Source organism: Herbaspirillum sp. C7C8, assembly GCF_022627875.1.
GTDB lineage: Bacteria > Pseudomonadota > Gammaproteobacteria > Burkholderiales > Burkholderiaceae_D > Herbaspirillum.
In genome coordinates this window covers 38870-54447 of sequence record NZ_JABXGG010000008.1, presented here as the reverse complement: position 1 = coordinate 54447, position 15578 = coordinate 38870, and the positions used below count along the sequence as shown (strand labels likewise).

The window sequence follows — 15578 nt, the reverse complement described above, 5'->3', positions numbered from 1 at the left end:
TTCAAACTTCAGACACGACGGACATCATGAGTACACCCATCGATTTCTACTTCGACTTCAGCTCGCCCTATGGCTACTTCGCTGCTGTCGAGATCGACAAGCTGGCCGCGAAATACGGTCGCAGCGTCAACTGGCATCCCATCCTGCTGGGCCCCATCTTCAAGGCGCTGGGGACCAATTCGCTGGTCAACATCCCGGTCAAGGGCGACTACTCGCGCCACGACATGGAACGCACGGCGCGCTTCCACAACATCTTCTACAAGGCCCCGAGCCAGTTCCCCATCGGCACGCAGGTCGCTGCGCGCGCCACGCTGTGGGTGCAGCAGACCCAGCCGGCCAAGGCGGTGGACCTGATCAAGACCTTGTACAGCGCCTACTTCACCGAAGACATCGACATCAGCGTGCCCGAAAACGTGCTGCGCATCGCCGCAGACAATGGCATCGACCGCGCCGCGCTGGAAGCGGCGCTGGGCTCGCCGGAACTGAAGGAGCAACTACGCGCGAGCACCGACGCCGCTGGCCGCGCCGGCGTCTTCGGCTCGCCCTTCATGATCGTCGATGGCGAACAATTCTGGGGCTTCGACCGCTTCACCCAGCTGGAAGCCTTCCTCAAGAACGGAAAGATCTGATGAGCACCAAGAAGGACAAGTCCGGCCCCTGCCCCTGCGGCCAGCCCGGCTTCGAGACATGCTGTGGCCGTTTCATCACCGGCGGCCAGGTACCGGCCACGGCCGAGCTGCTGATGCGCTCGCGCTACAGCGCCTTCGCCCTGCGCGATGAAGCCTACCTGCGCGCGACCTGGTTCCCTGACACGCTGCCGGAAGAAGAACTGACCAGCGAAACCGACGTCAAGTGGATCGGGCTGGACATAAAGAAACACCAGCACGCCAGCGGCAGCGATGAGGCCACCGTCGAATTCGTGGCGCGCTTCAAGGTCGGCGGCAAGGCGCACCGCCTGCACGAGATCAGCAACTTCGTGCGCAAGCCCGATGAGAACGGGCAGGCGCGCTGGTACTACGTGGATGGGCGCTTTCCGGACGGGTGACGTTTTCTGCACCATGCCCCGCCTGCCGTGCGCCTGAGCGCCCGAGAGCACAACAAGAAACTGAACAGAGAGACGAAAAACCATGCCGCAGATTGAAAGCAAGCTCAACCCGCGCAGCGAGGAATTCCAGCACAACCGCGATGCCATGCAGCGCATCGTCGACGATCTGCGGCAGAAGGTGGCCGCCATTGCCGAAGGCGGCGGCCAGGCCGCGCGTGACAAGCACGTGGCACGCGGCAAGCTGCTGCCGCGCGAGCGCGTACAGATGTTGCTGGACCCCGGCACGCCCTTCCTGGAATTCTCGCAACTGGCCGCCTACGGCATGTACCGCGAGAAGGACCGCGACGGCAACCTCAAGGACGCCGCGCCCTCGGCCGGCATCATCACCGGCATCGGCCGCGTGGCCGGGCAGGAATGCGTGATCGTCTGCAATGATGCCACCGTCAAGGGCGGCACCTATTACCCGATGACGGCCAAGAAGCACCTGCGCGCGCAAGAGATCGCCGAATTCAATCACCTGCCCTGCATCTATCTGGTCGACAGCGGCGGGGCCAACCTGCCCAATCAGGATGAAGTCTTCCCCGACCGCGACCACTTCGGCCGCATCTTCTACAACCAGGCCAACCTCTCGGCCAGGGGCATCCCGCAGATCGCCGTGGTGATGGGCTCCTGCACCGCAGGCGGCGCGTATGTACCGGCCATGAGCGATGAATCCATCATCGTCAAGGAGCAGGCCACCATCTTCCTGGCCGGGCCGCCGCTGGTCAAAGCGGCCACCGGTGAGGTGGTGACGGCTGAAGAGCTGGGCGGCGGCGACGTCCACACGCGCCTCTCGGGCGTGGCCGATCATCTGGCACAGGATGACACCCATGCCCTGGCCATCGCGCGCAACATCGTCAGCCACCTCAACCGCCGCAAGCCGCAGCAGCTGGCCCTGCGCGAGAGCGTGGAACCCAAGTATCCGGCGCAGGAGCTGTATGGCGTGATCCCCACCGATACGCGCAAGCCCTTCGACGTGCGCGAGGTCATCGCCCGCATCGTCGATGGCAGCGAGTTCGATGAATTCAAGGCGCGCTACGGCACCACGCTGGTGTGCGGCTTCGCGCACCTGCACGGCATGCCGGTGGGCATCATCGCCAACAACGGCATCCTGTTTTCAGAAGCGGCAGAAAAGGGCACCCACTTCATCGAACTGTGCTGCCAGCGCAAGATCCCGCTGATCTTCCTGCAGAACATCACCGGCTTCATGGTCGGCAAGAAGGCAGAGAACGAGGGCATCGCACGCCATGGTGCAAAAATGGTCACGGCCGTCTCCACCGCCAAGGTGCCCAAGCTCACCGTCATCATCGGCGGCAGTTTCGGTGCGGGTAACTATGGCATGTGCGGCCGCGCCTTCTCGCCGCGCTTCCTGTGGATGTGGCCCAATGCGCGCATCTCGGTGATGGGCGGCGAGCAGGCCGCCAGCGTGCTGGCCACCGTCAAGCGCGACGGCATCGAGGCGCGCGGCGGCAGCTGGAGTGCAGAAGAGGAGGCCGCCTTCAAGGAGCCCATCCGCGCCCAGTATGAAACCCAGGGCCATCCGTATTACGCCTCGGCACGGCTGTGGGACGACGGCGTGATCGATCCCGCCGATACCCGCCAGGTATTGGCGCTGGGATTGTCCGCCGCCCTGAACGCCCCCATCGAAGAGACCCGGTTCGGTGTCTTCCGCATCTGACGCGCGCCACCGAGGAGAGACCATGTTCACCAAGATCCTGATCGCCAATCGTGGCGAAATCGCTTGCCGCGTGGCCGCCACCGCCCGCCGCATGGGCATTGCCACCGTGGCCGTGTATTCCGATGCCGACGCGCACGCCAAGCATGTGGTCGCCTGCGATGAGAGCGTGCATATCGGCCCGGCATCGGCCAAGGAAAGCTATCTCCGTGCCGACAAGATCATCGCCGCCGCCCTCGCCACGGGCGCGCAGGCGATCCACCCCGGCTACGGCTTCCTGTCGGAGAACGCCGGTTTCGCCCAGGCTTGTGCCGATGCCGGCCTGGTCTTCATCGGCCCGCCGGCCTCGGCCATCGATGCCATGGGCTCCAAATCCGCCGCCAAGGCCCTGATGGAGAAGGCTGCCGTCCCCCTGGTACCGGGCTACCACGGTGAACGCCAGGAGAGCGATTTCCTGCGCGCCGAAGCTGACCGCATCGGTTACCCGGTGCTGCTCAAGGCCAGTGCCGGTGGCGGTGGCAAGGGCATGCGCGTGGTCGAACGCAGTGAAGATTTTGAAACGGCACTGGCCTCCTGCAAGCGCGAGGCGATTTCCAGCTTTGGCGATGACCGCGTGCTGGTGGAGAAATACCTGACCCGTCCGCGCCATATCGAGATCCAGGTCTTTGCCGATGGCCATGGCCATTGCGTCTATCTCTTCGAGCGCGACTGCTCGGTGCAGCGCCGCCATCAGAAGGTGCTGGAAGAAGCGCCCGCGCCGGGCATGCACCCTGATCGTCGCGCGGCCATGGGCGAGGCTGCCGTCGCTGCCGCCCGTGCGGTCGGCTACGTCGGTGCAGGCACGGTGGAATTCATCGCCAACCAGGATGGCAGTTTCTATTTCATGGAGATGAACACCCGCCTGCAGGTCGAGCACCCCGTCACGGAAATGATTACCGGACTCGATCTGGTGGAGTGGCAATTGCGTGTCGCTGCCGGTGAAGCGCTGCCACTGAAGCAGGAGCAGCTGCGCCTCCATGGTCACGCCATCGAGGCGCGCATCTATGCCGAGAATCCCGAGAAGGGCTTCCTGCCCTCCATCGGTACCCTCACCCGCATGCGCAGCGCGCCCGCCGTGGAATTCACACTGGCCGCGCCCGGCGCCACGCAACCCGCAGCCGTGCGCATCGATGCGGGCGTACGCGAAGGCGATGCCATCTCGCCCTTCTATGATCCGATGATCGCCAAGCTCATCGTCTGGGGCGAGGATCGCGACGCGGCCCTGCGCAACATGGCGCGGGCGCTGGCGCAATACCAGGTGGTCGGGCTGGCCACCAACATCGGCTTTCTGCAGCGCTTGATCGCAGGCCAGGCATTTGCGACAGCCGATCTCGATACCGGCCTGATCGAACGTCACCGCGAGACCCTCTTCCCGACCCCGGCCCGGCCCACGACCGAGACGCTGGCGCTGGCCAGCGCCGCGCTGCTGCAACAGGAAAAGCGCGGTCAGACCAACAACGATCCGTGGGCGCAGACCAGCGGCTGGCGTCTCAATATGCCGCTGCGCCGCACGCTGTCCTTCGAGGATGAATCGGGCCACAGCAGCGTGAAGATTGACTATGCAGGAGACGGCCAGCACTGGCAGTTGCAGGTCGATGGCAGCACGCACACCCTCGCGCTGCATGAGAGTGACACGGAGAGCCTGCTCATCAACCTGGATGGCCGCACCCTGCGCGCCCACGTCGCGCGGGAGGGCCAATGGCTGCACCTCTTCGATGGCCGCAGCCAGCACAGCCTGCGCTACCTCGACCCGATGGCCCACGCCGGCCACGCCGAGGCCGAGGGCGGACGCCTGACCGCGCCCATGCCCGGCAAGATCGTCGCGCTGCTGGTGGAGCAGGGCGCGAGCGTGGCACAAGGCACGCCGCTGCTCATCATGGAAGCCATGAAGATGGAACACACCATCGCCGCGCCCTCGGCCGGCACCGTGGAAGCGCTGCGCTATGCCGTCGGCGATCAGGTGGCCGAAGGTGCGCAACTGCTGGACTTCAAGGCCGCGTGAGCAACGCACCGTGAACACGTCCGCACTGCGCCTGCCACCCTCGCTGCACGTGCTGGAGCGGGGCTGGCTGTCGTCCAACAACGTGCTGCTGTTCGGCCGCGATGAAGTCGTCATGATCGACAGCGGCTACGTCACGCATGCCGAACAGACGCAGACGCTGGTGCGCCACGTGCTGCACCAGCGCGGGCGTAAGCGACTCGATGTGCTGCTCAACACCCATCTGCATTCGGACCACTGCGGCGGCAATGCCGCGCTGCAGGCGGCGTATGACTGCCGCATCGCCATCCCCGCCGCCGAAGATGACAAGGTGCGCCGCTGGGACGAAGATGCCCTGAGCTACCGCGCCACCGGCCAACGCTGCCCGCGCTTTGCGCATGACCAGCTCATCCGCAGCGGCGATGTGCTGCGCCTGGGTGATCTCGACTGGACTGCCCTGGCTGCACCGGGCCATGATCCGCATGCGCTGCTGCTGTATTGCGCGCAGGAGGGTGTGCTGATCTCGGCCGATGCCTTGTGGCGCAACGGCTTCGGGATCATCTTTCCGGAGCTGGATGGCGAATCCGGTTTCGAGGAGGCGCGCGCCACGCTGGAGCTGATCCGCAGCCTCGATGTGCGCACCGTGATTCCCGGCCATGGCGCGCCCTTCACCGAGGTGGACGATGCGCTGGAGAAGGCCTTCTCGCGCCTGGATTATCTGCAGGCCGATCCGCTGCGCAATGCACACAATGGCGTCAAGGTCCTGGTGAAATTCCTGCTGCTGGAACGTGGCCGGATTGCACTGGCGGACTTGCCGACGATGATGCGAGAGATCCCCTTGTTGCGCATCACCAATGCGCGCTTCCTGCAGATGGAGGATGCCGCCCTGGCCGACTGGTGCGTGGCGCAACTGCAGAAGGCGGGGGCGGCGGCCAGCGATGGGGTCTTCCTGCTGGATCGCTGAATACGGGCCTGCGCGGCAGAGGGGGTGGGGGTGCTGTTATCATTTCCGGCTTGTCCTGCTGCGGGCCTTGTGCCCACTTTAAACCACCATGAACGATACCGCCGCCCTGCCCTCTTCCGCCCAACGCGTTGCCGACCTGCTGGCCGCGATGGGCCATGACAAACCGGTCACGATGCTGCCCTCGACCGGCCGCACCTCGGCCGAAGCCGCTGCGGCCGTGGGCTGCAGCGTGGCCGAGATTGCCAAGTCCATCATCTTCCGGCGCGTGGCTGACGGTGCGCCGGTGCTGGTCATTGCCAGCGGTGCCAACCGGGTGGACGAAGCCAAGGTCACGGCCCTGACCGGCCCGCTCGGCAAGGCCGATGCCAAGTTCGTGCGGGACACCACCGGTTATGCCATCGGCGGCGTCTGCCCCATTGGCCACGTGGTCAAGCCGGTGATGCTGATCGACCGTGACCTGTTCAACTTTGACAGTGTCTGGGCGGCGGCCGGCCATCCGCATGCCGTCTTCAACCTCACGGCCGCGCAGCTGGAGAAGATGACCGGCGGCACGGTAGCCGATGTGCGGCTCGATGCCGCGCCAGTAGCAAACTGAATGCGTTGACAGCCAGCCACGCATCACAACAACCCCAACGGAGACCCGCATGATGAGCCTGCCCAAGAAAGTGAAGATCGTTGAAGTCGGACCGCGCGACGGTTTGCAGAACGAGAAGGAAACCATTTCCGCCGAGGTCAAGATCGAGCTGGTGAACCGGCTTTCGGCGGCGGGTTTTCCGAATGTGGAGGCGGCTTCTTTCGTCTCGCCCAAGTGGGTGCCGCAGATGGCGACCTCCAGCGAGGTCATGCACGGCATCACGCGCAGGTCGGGCGTGGTGTATTCCGCGCTGGTGCCCAACATGAAGGGCTTCGAGGCGGCGCTGGAAGCGGGGGTGGATGAGGTGGTGATTTTCGGGGCAGCCTCGGAGGCGTTCTCGCAGAAGAACATCAATTGCTCCATTGCCGAATCCATCGAACGTTTTGCCGAAGTGGCCAAGGCCGCCAAGGATCACCGCAAGCGCCTGCGTGCGGCGGTGAGTTGTGCGTTCGGTTGTCCGTACCAGGGGGAAGTCCCGCTGGAGGCGGTGGCCGACGTGGTGCGGCGTTTCCGCGAGCTGGGCTGTGACGAGATCGACATCGCCGACACCATCGGCGTAGCCACGCCGGGCAAGGTGCGGCCGGTGATGGAAACGGCGATTCGTGAATTCCATATCGAAGGTTTGTCGGGTCACTTCCACGATACTTATGGGCAGGCGCTGGCCAATATCTATGCCAGTCTGCAGACGGGGATCAGCATCTATCACGCGTCGGTGGCGGGGCTGGGGGGCTGTCCGTATGCCAAGGGCGCGACCGGCAATGTGGCGACCGAGGATGTGCTGTACATGATGAACGGGCTCGGGATCGAGACCGGGATTGATCTGGATGCGGTGGCCGAGGCGGGGCAGTTCATCTCGCAGCAGCTGGGACGCAAGTCGGTGAGCAGGGTGGGGAATGCGTTGGCGGCTAAGCGGGTGGGGTGAGGATTATTGCGGGGGGCCGAGATATTGGGGACGGGATCGGCTTCGGCAACCTCTGCCGCTTGCGGCGATCGTTGGAGATGAAGATGTTAGCGAAGGCGTTTGCTTTAGCTGATTGGGGTGAGCAGGTTGGGCTGGGTCATTACATCTCAGGCCACTTGAATCGCGGATCTCGAAACATCACCTTGTCAATTTCATTCTCAATATTTTCAAATAGACTTTTAAGATTTTGTGAAGAGGTACCTGCGTGCAATAGCGCGACGAATGCAGTTAATTCGTCGTTATTTTTTCGTGCAATCCGGAAAATTTCAAAGTACGTCAAGAGCTTAGATAAATCGTAGTTATATTGTTCATCAAGTGAAGTTTCATAATAGATAGACCACTCACATTGCGCGTCTTCTCTTATCTCAGCATTCATGTCTTCGATAGTTAGTCCAATACTCGCAGTTAGCTCTAAGAACGCCATTTGAATGGAATCTAGCTTTTTCAGTTCTTTCATCTCAATTTCCTCCCTTGCTTTCTGGCCGTAGCTAGCTTGATTTCGTTGACAGTACCGTCCAGATTCAACACAGTACGAATTTTCCCTGTCGGTTCGAATACTTCAAGATGATCTTTATGCAGGCCGTCTAAATACAACTTATCTCCATTCCGAATTTCATTACCAATAGGCCTTTGTGCGACATATATACTTTGCCCGTCATATCGTCTCCTCGCCTTTCAATAGCGATCTTTCTTATCACTCACCTCAAGATAGTCTTCCGGAAACTTGTAGTCTTCAGGAATATCAGGCCACTTAAATCTAGGATCTCGATACATCACCTTGTCGATTTCATCTTCGATACTTCTGTACAGGTTTTTTAAATTTTGTGCAAAAAACCTGGCCTCAAGAAGGGCGACATAAGCCGTCAGACGATCATTTGATTTCCGCGCCACCCGATGAATCTCAAAATAAGACAAGAGCTTAGATAAGTCGTAATCATGTTGCTCATCAAGTGACGTTTCATAATCGATAGACCATTCAAATTGACCGTCATCCTTTATCTCCTCATTCATTTCATCAATGGTCAAACCGATACTGGACGTCAATTCCAGAAACGCTGATTGAATTAAATCTAAACCTTTTTGGCTTTTCATTTTAATTTCCTTCCTTGAGCAAGAGCTAAGTCGCGCTTCTTAAAATTAACGGTACCGTCTAGATTCAAAACAGTGTGAATTTTTCCTGTCGAATCAAATACTTCAAGATGATCCTTATGAATGCCATCTAAGTACAACCTATCTCCTTTCCGAATTTCCTTACCAATAGGTTTTTGTGCGACATATATACTTTGCCCGTCATATGTTGCATTTGATTTTCTAACATTTTTCCGCACCTCCTCACCAAAACTGGTTTTGCCAAAAAACTCTTTCATATTCGCCACTGCACCCGCATTAGGAACATATTTTTCCCTCGCGTGACTTATCGCCACATTCCCCGAACTGATCAGCCCTGAACTTGCCCCCGCAGGCCCGACATCCGTCCACATCTGCTGCAATTGCAACGCCAGCTGATCCAGAAAACCAGCCCTCTCCCCCAGCGCCGCCAGATTGGGAAATTGCCGGTCCATATCCAAGGTCTGTTCGACAATCAGCGCCTTGACGTACGCTTTTTGATCCTCCGTCTTCGCGAAGTACAGCGCATGAGCAAGATCACTCAGCGCAGCCTGCCCCGAGCTCATCACCGCCTCACAAGCATAGGGGGTCGCCGCCGCTCCGCTGCACCCTTTCTCCAACTGCTCCGTAAACAATTTTCTTTGCTTCGCAGCGTCTTCCTTCAGCTCGGCAAAGCACGCCCCCTGCGATGCGTCGCAAGCCCGGATCTTGTTCAGGAATTGTTTGGAGTAGCTCACCCCCAAGGCATTGTTTTCTGCCTCCAGCTGGGCGGCGAGCGTGGCCGTCGGATTCGCTGTGCTTCCGGCAGCCGTTGCAATCCCCGCCACGATGCTGGTCACCAGATTAGTGCGCGACTCCTTCTCCTGACTGCCCGGCCGGTCCGCAGACTGCAGCAGCGCATTGATGACGGTACCGGCCGATGCGCCCAGCGCACCTGCACCGCACGCTGCCTCCTTGGCCATGGCACCGGCGCATCGCTGCGCCCACCCTCGTTGTCGATCACCAGCTTGCGGATGCTGGCCGGGTCACTGACCGACAGCGCGCCTTGCGAAGACAGAAGTGCGAGCGCACCCGGTGTCACCACACTGCCAGCATTCTCCATCGCTGCCGCAGCCAGCGTGATGCCTGCATCACCGACCATGCTTCCTGCATTGCGCAGCGTGCCGCCAATTTGCACGCTGGTACCGCTGACACTGCCGATGCGACCGCTGGCGGCATTCTCCAGCGCGGCAGCGTTGATCCGCAATGTGCTATCCGATCCGATTACGCCACTGTTGGTCACCGCGCCTGCAGCGGCAATGCGGGTATCGCCATGCGCAGCAAGGGTGCCGGTGTTTTCCAGGCGGCCAGCTGCCGTCACGACCAGCTGTCCTTCGGTGGCCGAGAGCGTGCCTCCGTTGTGCACGCCCACGCCGTGTTCGGTGGCGGTCAGGTAGATGTGGCCGGCATACATGCCGCCGAGCGCTGCCACATCGATCGCACGCACCGGTGCACCATCGCTGGCGCTCTGGCCCGGCGTGACCTGCGCGTGATCGGCACTGACCGTATTGAGCCCGGTGGTGAGCCGGATCTGCCTGGCCCGCAGCGCCGCATGCACGCGCACTGCGCGGGCGATGACGTCGGCATACGCGGTGTCATTGGCTTGCAGGCCAAGCCCCTCAAAGCTGATCACGCCGCTGTTGACGCGGTAGCTTTCCAGGTTGCCCTGCCGGATGACGGGCGTGCCGGTGGTCATGGTTGCGCGCTGGGCGTTGATGAAACCGCAGCCCGCGCAGGTGATGCCGGCAGGGTTGGCGATGATCACCTGCGCCTGATTGCCTGCCACCTCGATGAAGCCACGCAGGTAGCTGGGGTGCGACGAGTTGACCTGGTTGACGATGACCTGCGCGCCACCGCCGGGCATCCACGGATTGCCGGCGATGTAGCCGCCCAGTTCGGTCTTGCTGGAGCCGCCCGCGTTGTTGAGGATGACTCCCCGACCATCCACATCAAATTGCCGGTAGCTGTTGACCGAAAGCCCCCTGGCATTGGGCTGCCGGATGTTCACCACGGGCACGCCATTGGCGGCCTTGAGCACCATCGCTTGCTCTTCGCGCGGTGCGTTGCGGTCTATCAGGATCTGCGCATGTGCCACGCTTTGCCAGGTCAGTGCGAGGGCCAAGACCAGGGTGCAAAACTTCCACGATGCCGGTGCCACCATACCGGCTCCCCCACGTGCCGTCGGCAACTTCTGGCCGCTGATGGCCGAGGCGGTTTCCGCGACCGCCATCAGCATGCCGCGATGACGATTGAAGACCAACTGGTAGCGCTGACGGTTCATGGATCGCCCCTTTTTGCGAGATCGACCCGGGCCGGATGCCTTATCGATTCGAGGCGAAGTCTATTTTTTTGCGAGGGATTAAAAAATCAGAAAAGTCTGATTTATGTGAAGACCATAAAGAGAGAAATTGCGATCTCCCCAATTTTTGAGTGATCGCGACACGCGTGCCTGGTGTTGTTTTGCTCGCCGACCATTTCCTTATGAATCGAAGCCTTCTGCTGTGTGCGCTGTCGCTCGGTGCACTCTCCCTCCCGCTGTACAGCGCAGCACAATCTCCCGGTATTCAGCAAGAACAGCTGCAGCGCGAGCGAGAACGCGTCTTGCGCGAGACCCTGGAACAAGCGCCCGATGTGCTCACGCTGGGCTTGCCCCCTCCCGCCTCCACGTCGATGGACTACCCTGAGGACGAACAGCCCTGCAGCCGCATCGACACGATCATCATGGAAGGAGATTCTGCAGAGCGCTTCCGGCCCGCTCTGGGCACGGTGATGAAAGCGGCCGGGGATGGTGGTGCCATGGGCCGCTGCCTGGGCAGTCAGGGTCTGCAACTGCTGCTGGCTCGCGTGCAGGCCGACATCATCGCGCGCGGCTACACCACCACGCGCGTGCTGGCACAGCCGCAGGATCTCTCGACTGGCAGAGTGGTACTGACCGTGATACCTGGCAGGCTGCGCAAGGTGCGCATGGCCGAGGGTGCCGATGAGCGCGGCAACACGTTTTCGGCACTGCCCTTGTCGGAGGGAGAGGTGCTCGACTTGCGGGCCATCGAGCAAGGGTTGGAAAACCTCAAGCGCGTCCCCACGGCCGAGGCCGACATCGAGATCACGCCCTCGGAAGAAGCTGATGCGCAAGCCGGCGACAGCGATCTGGTGGTGCAATACCGGCAGGCTTTTCCGTTCCGCTTCTCGACCTCGCTGGACGATGGCGGTGCGCGCACCACTGGCCGCTATCAGCTTGGTGTGACGGTAGCGTATGACAACTGGTGGACGCTCAATGATCTCTTTTACGCCAGTCTCACGCGCAGCCTGGGGCGCTACGGAGACCGCGGCAGTCGCAGCCATACGCTGCATTACTCCCTGCCCGTCGGTTACTGGCTGCTCTCGGCAACCCACTCGGGCAGCCGCTATCACCAGACGGTAGCCGGTGCCTTCGAAGCAGTGGTCTACAGCGGGCAGGCCGAGACGAGCGAACTGAAACTGTCGCGGCTGGTACAGCGCAGTGCCTCCAGCAAGAGTCATCTCTCGGCCAAACTCATACTGCGCAAGTCCTTCAACTTCGTTGACCAGATTGTCCTGAGCCCGCAACAGCGCAGGATGACGGCCTGGGAGTGGAGCGCGAGTCACCGGCAGTTCATCGGGTCGGCCGTGGCCGACATCAACCTGAGCTATCGGCGCGCGCTGGACCGCCAGGGCAAGCCGCCCGAGGATGAACTGGAACTGCCGCAGATCACCACGCGCTACGGTCTCTGGCAGGCCGAAGCAGCGCTCAGCGCGCCCCTGGCCATCGGGTCGGCGCGGCTACGTTACGGTGCGACGGCGCGCGCCCAATGGAACCGGGGCAGGCTGCCCGCCCAGGATCAGTTCGCCATCGGTGGCCGCTACACGGTGCGCGGCTTCGATGGCGACCTGAGCCTGCAGGCCGAACGAGGCTGGCTGCTGCGCAATGAGTTGTCCTGGGGGATGGGAGAAAGCGGGCAGGAAGTCTACGCCGGTCTTGATACCGGCGCGGTAGCAGGACCATTGACGCAATATCTGACCGGACGCCGGCTCAGCGGCGCGGTCATCGGCTGGCGTGGCAGCATCGACAGGCTAGGCTGCGAGCTCTTCCTTGCTACACCTCTGTCCAAGCCGAACGGATTTCCCACCGGTACGCTGACCGGCGGGTTCAACCTGCAATGGTCTTACTGAGCGAAGAAAAAGCGCAGAAGGAAGGCGCAAGCGCCCTCCTCATTGCTGGCGATAACGCCGCAAACCGCGCACCGGCAGCTTGTCGGACTCGATCAGGGCCTTTTTCAGTGCACGCTTGTGCAGCACCGCGCCCCCAATCAGTGCGACGGCGGCCAGAACGATGATGAGAACATTGACGAGATCAAAGTGTTGCATGATTCCCCCTACGGCAAATGACGACAGATGGAACTCGGGCTGGGCCCTTCCGGCTGAGCCGGTCCGCAAGGCGCTCCCGGTAGCGCCCGCTTGGCCTTTTTTAATCCAGGCTTGTGGAAAACATAGCACAGGGTGAAGGGAAGACAGTAAATCATATAAATAATTTCCTGAATATTTCACCTTGGCGCAACAAAAAGCACGACCGTTATATTTTGTCCCTTTTTGTCCTATAATCGCCGGACAAAAGCGGCATGGGGCCAAGCCCTGTTGCCTTGAGATAACGACAACCACCGAGAGACGACCATGCCACCAGCCCCGGCTTACCCCAAAGCATTGCAAGATCTGCGCCTGCCCATCATCTGCTCGCCCATGTTCATCGCCAGCGGCCCGGCCCTGGTGGCAGCCCAGTGCAAGGCCGGGCTGGTCGGATCGTTTCCTGCCCTCAACGCCCGCCCGGCCGAGTTGCTCGATACCTGGCTGACCCAGCTGCAGGAGGAGCTGGCCCAGTGGCAGTCCGAACACCCGGAACGCAAGGTCGGACCGATCGCGGTCAACCAGATCGTGCACCAGTCCAATGACCGCCTGGCCCAGGATGTGGCCACCTGCGTCAAGCACCAGGTCCCCATCATCATCTCCAGCCTGCGCGCGCCGCCCAGGGAAATGCTGGACGCCGTGCACAGCTATGGCGGCATCGTGCTGCATGACGTGATCTCGCTGCGCCATGCCGAGAAGGCGCTGGAGGCCGGGGTGGATGGCCTGATCCTGGTGGCCGCCGGGGCCGGTGGCCACGCCGGTACGCTCTCGCCCTTCGCGCTGGTGGGCGAGGTGCGCAAGATGTTCAAGGGTCCGCTGGCCCTGTCGGGTTCGATTGCCACGGGTGACGCCGTGCTGGCGGCGCAGGCCATGGGTGCCGACTTCGCCTACATGGGCTCGCGCTGGCTGGCCACGCGCGAATCCAATGTCGACGAGGCCTATCGCCAGGCCATCGTGGAGTCCACCGCCGCTGACGTGGTCTACACCAACCTCTTCACTGGCGTACATGGCAACTACCTGAAGAAGTCCATCGTCAATGCCGGCCTCGATCCGGACAACCTGCCCGAGGCCGACAAGACCAAGATGAACTTCGGCTCCGGCGGCGGCAGCAAGGCCAAGGCCTGGCGCGACATCTGGGGCGCCGGCCAGGGTGTGGGGCTGATGGAAGACGTACCCACGGTGGCCGAGATGGTGGATAGGCTGGAACAGGAATATCGCGCAGCCCGTGCGCGACTGTCGCTGTGAGGCGACGCTTTCATCGAAACGGATGAGCTTCGCACCGTCACGAGCGGTGTGAAAAACTAAGTAAAAGGCGGACCGTTAACCGGGTCCGCCTTTGTTTTTATGGGCCGCCATTCGCCAGCACTGGGGAACGCGCCCAGTGCTGGCGCGTCCAAAGGGGCAGCGGCTCTTCTTGTACCACGCTTGATGCGTCGGCCTGTACGAATTGTCTGTCGGACAAATTCTTATTTTTCATCTCACTTTGTAACGCGCGGCACTTCTCTGGCCAGGTCCGGTCGTACTTGTTCGCTTCGTGCAGACGCAAGGCGCCGCATGCCGTGGCCACCCTCACACGGCATCGCTTTGCGGCAAAAGAAGAGTCAACCATTCAATTGCGAGGACCACCATCATGACCAGCTTCCTGAGAACCAGAAAAGATCGTCATCCCCGACATGACAAGCCGCGCCTGCCGCATGAGCACGACCAGAATGCGGACCGCCAGGATGCGGCCAACAGCGGCCATGCGGTCGAGCGCCCCGAAATTCGTCAGGCCTACGATGACATCCGCAAGGGCCAGGTCGATACCGACCTGCGCGGCACTGGCGGCCTCGATGAAATGAACAAGCGGCCCGGCAGCCGCTCAGCCGAAGCCCCCCGCAAGGAGCTCGACAAGGACTGAGGCTGCACCGAAGCCCTGCCGCGCCGGCCCCGGACTGGCCGACGCGCAGGCTTCAGAGGCCCGATTGCACGATCCAGTCCGAGATGATCCTGAACAATTCCTGCGGCTTTTCCATCGGCGTCATGTGACCGCAGTCGCCGATGATCTCCAGGCGCGATTGCGGTATCTGGCGCGCCATCTCTTCCGATTCTTCCACACTGCGCAGCTTGTCTTCGTCACTGCCGACGATGAGTACCGGGCATTGCAGCCGTTGCAGGTCCTCGGCGTTGCTGTCGCGCAGGGTCTGCAACTGCCGCAGGAATACCTCCTTGCCATTGGCCAGGGCCATGGCCTGCAGGCGATCCAGCAAGACGCGGTCGGTGCTGCGCGCCGGGTGCAGTGATGAGGCCAGCGCGCGCGAAGTCAGCCCCTTGAAGGGGGTACGTTGCGCCAGCTCGATCTGGGCCAGCGTGCCCGCCGATTCACGCTCGGTCTGCGGGCGCGATGACGTATTGAGCAAACCCAGGCCCAGCACACGCTCGGGTGCCTTGAGCGCAATGGCTTGCGCCACGAAGCCCCCCATCGAGAAACCGAACAGCACGAAGCGTTCCGGCGCCTGGCGCAGCACGGCATCGGCCATGGCCTGGATACCGACCTCCTGGCCGAGGTCGCCGAAGCTCAGTGTGCCCAGCGTGGACAGATCGGCCTGCATGTCATCCCACAGATGGGCATTGAGCATGAAGCCCGGCAGCAGGACCAGGTTGCGCATCGTATTTTTTCCTTGCATCAGAGGTTGTAGAAG

The 15578-nt window shown here is 61.7% G+C and carries 16 protein-coding genes; 10 read left to right on the top strand and 6 right to left on the bottom strand.

Going from position 1 to position 15578, the window contains the following annotated elements; genetic code table 11:
* The first annotated feature begins 26 nt into the window (after positions 1–26).
* From HWE01_RS11465 to HWE01_RS11435, 7 genes are all read left to right on the top strand, one after another.
* Positions 27–629, top strand: coding sequence for a 2-hydroxychromene-2-carboxylate isomerase (locus HWE01_RS11465; RefSeq protein ID WP_241821870.1), 603 nt, complete (start codon positions 27–29; stop codon positions 627–629).
* Positions 629–1045, top strand: coding sequence for a YchJ family protein (locus HWE01_RS11460; protein WP_241821869.1), 417 nt, complete (start codon positions 629–631; stop codon positions 1043–1045). Before HWE01_RS11465 ends, HWE01_RS11460 begins: the two co-directional genes overlap by 1 nt.
* An 82-nt stretch (positions 1046–1127) precedes the next feature.
* A complete protein-coding gene (locus tag HWE01_RS11455) occupies positions 1128–2762 on the top strand; it encodes a carboxyl transferase domain-containing protein (RefSeq protein WP_241821868.1) in 1635 nt (544 codons plus the stop codon).
* A 22-nt stretch (positions 2763–2784) separates the two neighbouring features.
* Complete coding sequence (locus HWE01_RS11450; RefSeq protein ID WP_241821867.1) at positions 2785–4800, top strand: acetyl/propionyl/methylcrotonyl-CoA carboxylase subunit alpha; 2016 nt, start codon at positions 2785–2787, stop codon at positions 4798–4800.
* A gap of 10 nt (positions 4801–4810) precedes the next feature.
* A complete protein-coding gene (locus HWE01_RS11445) occupies positions 4811–5740 on the top strand; it encodes an MBL fold metallo-hydrolase (protein ID WP_241821866.1) in 930 nt (309 codons plus the stop codon).
* Positions 5741–5828: 88 nt separating this feature from the next.
* Positions 5829–6335: a YbaK/EbsC family protein gene (locus HWE01_RS11440; protein WP_175343801.1), complete on the top strand. Its 507-nt coding sequence runs from the start codon at positions 5829–5831 to the stop codon at positions 6333–6335.
* A 52-nt stretch (positions 6336–6387) separates the two neighbouring features.
* Positions 6388–7296 carry a hydroxymethylglutaryl-CoA lyase gene (locus HWE01_RS11435; protein ID WP_175343814.1) on the top strand — a complete coding sequence of 303 codons (909 nt, stop codon included), beginning with the start codon at positions 6388–6390 and terminating at the stop codon, positions 7294–7296.
* Between the two features lie 139 nt (positions 7297–7435).
* On the opposite strand, the gene HWE01_RS11430 is transcribed toward HWE01_RS11435, so the two are convergent.
* The 4 genes from HWE01_RS11430 to HWE01_RS11415 all read right to left on the bottom strand — a co-directional run bounded on the left by HWE01_RS11430 (position 7436) and on the right by HWE01_RS11415 (position 10762).
* On the bottom strand, positions 7436–7792 hold the full coding sequence (locus HWE01_RS11430; RefSeq protein WP_241821865.1) for a hypothetical protein: 357 nt from the start codon (positions 7790–7792) through the stop codon (positions 7436–7438).
* Positions 7793–8010: 218 nt separating this feature from the next.
* On the bottom strand, positions 8011–8427 hold the full coding sequence (locus tag HWE01_RS11425) for a DUF6853 family protein (protein ID WP_241821864.1): 417 nt from the start codon (positions 8425–8427) through the stop codon (positions 8011–8013).
* Complete coding sequence (locus tag HWE01_RS11420; RefSeq protein WP_241821863.1) at positions 8424–9281, bottom strand: hypothetical protein; 858 nt, start codon at positions 9279–9281, stop codon at positions 8424–8426. Before HWE01_RS11420 ends, HWE01_RS11425 begins: the two co-directional genes overlap by 4 nt.
* A complete protein-coding gene (locus HWE01_RS11415; RefSeq protein WP_241821862.1) occupies positions 9278–10762 on the bottom strand; it encodes a two-partner secretion domain-containing protein in 1485 nt (494 codons plus the stop codon). The genes HWE01_RS11420 and HWE01_RS11415 overlap by 4 nt, the downstream gene beginning before the upstream one ends.
* Positions 10763–10962: 200 nt before the next feature.
* Between HWE01_RS11415 and HWE01_RS11410 the strand changes: the two genes are divergently transcribed.
* The gene (locus HWE01_RS11410; protein ID WP_241821861.1) at positions 10963–12669 is read left to right on the top strand and encodes a ShlB/FhaC/HecB family hemolysin secretion/activation protein; all 1707 of its coding nucleotides are present in this window, start codon (positions 10963–10965) and stop codon (positions 12667–12669) included.
* A 39-nt stretch (positions 12670–12708) separates the two neighbouring features.
* Here the strand turns inward: HWE01_RS11410 and HWE01_RS11405 are convergent, their stop codons facing one another.
* Positions 12709–12864 carry a hypothetical protein gene (locus tag HWE01_RS11405; protein WP_008333632.1) on the bottom strand — a complete coding sequence of 52 codons (156 nt, stop codon included), beginning with the start codon at positions 12862–12864 and terminating at the stop codon, positions 12709–12711.
* 303 nt (positions 12865–13167) lie between these two features.
* On the opposite strand from HWE01_RS11405, the gene HWE01_RS11400 reads away from it, so the two are divergent.
* Together HWE01_RS11400 and HWE01_RS11395 are read left to right on the top strand one after the other, a co-directional pair.
* Complete coding sequence (locus tag HWE01_RS11400) at positions 13168–14142, top strand: NAD(P)H-dependent flavin oxidoreductase (protein ID WP_008333633.1); 975 nt, start codon at positions 13168–13170, stop codon at positions 14140–14142.
* 385 nt (positions 14143–14527) lie between these two features.
* On the top strand, positions 14528–14797 hold the full coding sequence (locus HWE01_RS11395) for a hypothetical protein (protein ID WP_008333636.1): 270 nt from the start codon (positions 14528–14530) through the stop codon (positions 14795–14797).
* Positions 14798–14849: 52 nt separating this feature from the next.
* Here the strand turns inward: HWE01_RS11395 and HWE01_RS11390 are convergent, their stop codons facing one another.
* A complete protein-coding gene (locus HWE01_RS11390; protein WP_241821860.1) occupies positions 14850–15545 on the bottom strand; it encodes an alpha/beta fold hydrolase in 696 nt (231 codons plus the stop codon).
* Positions 15546–15578 lie beyond the last annotated feature (33 nt).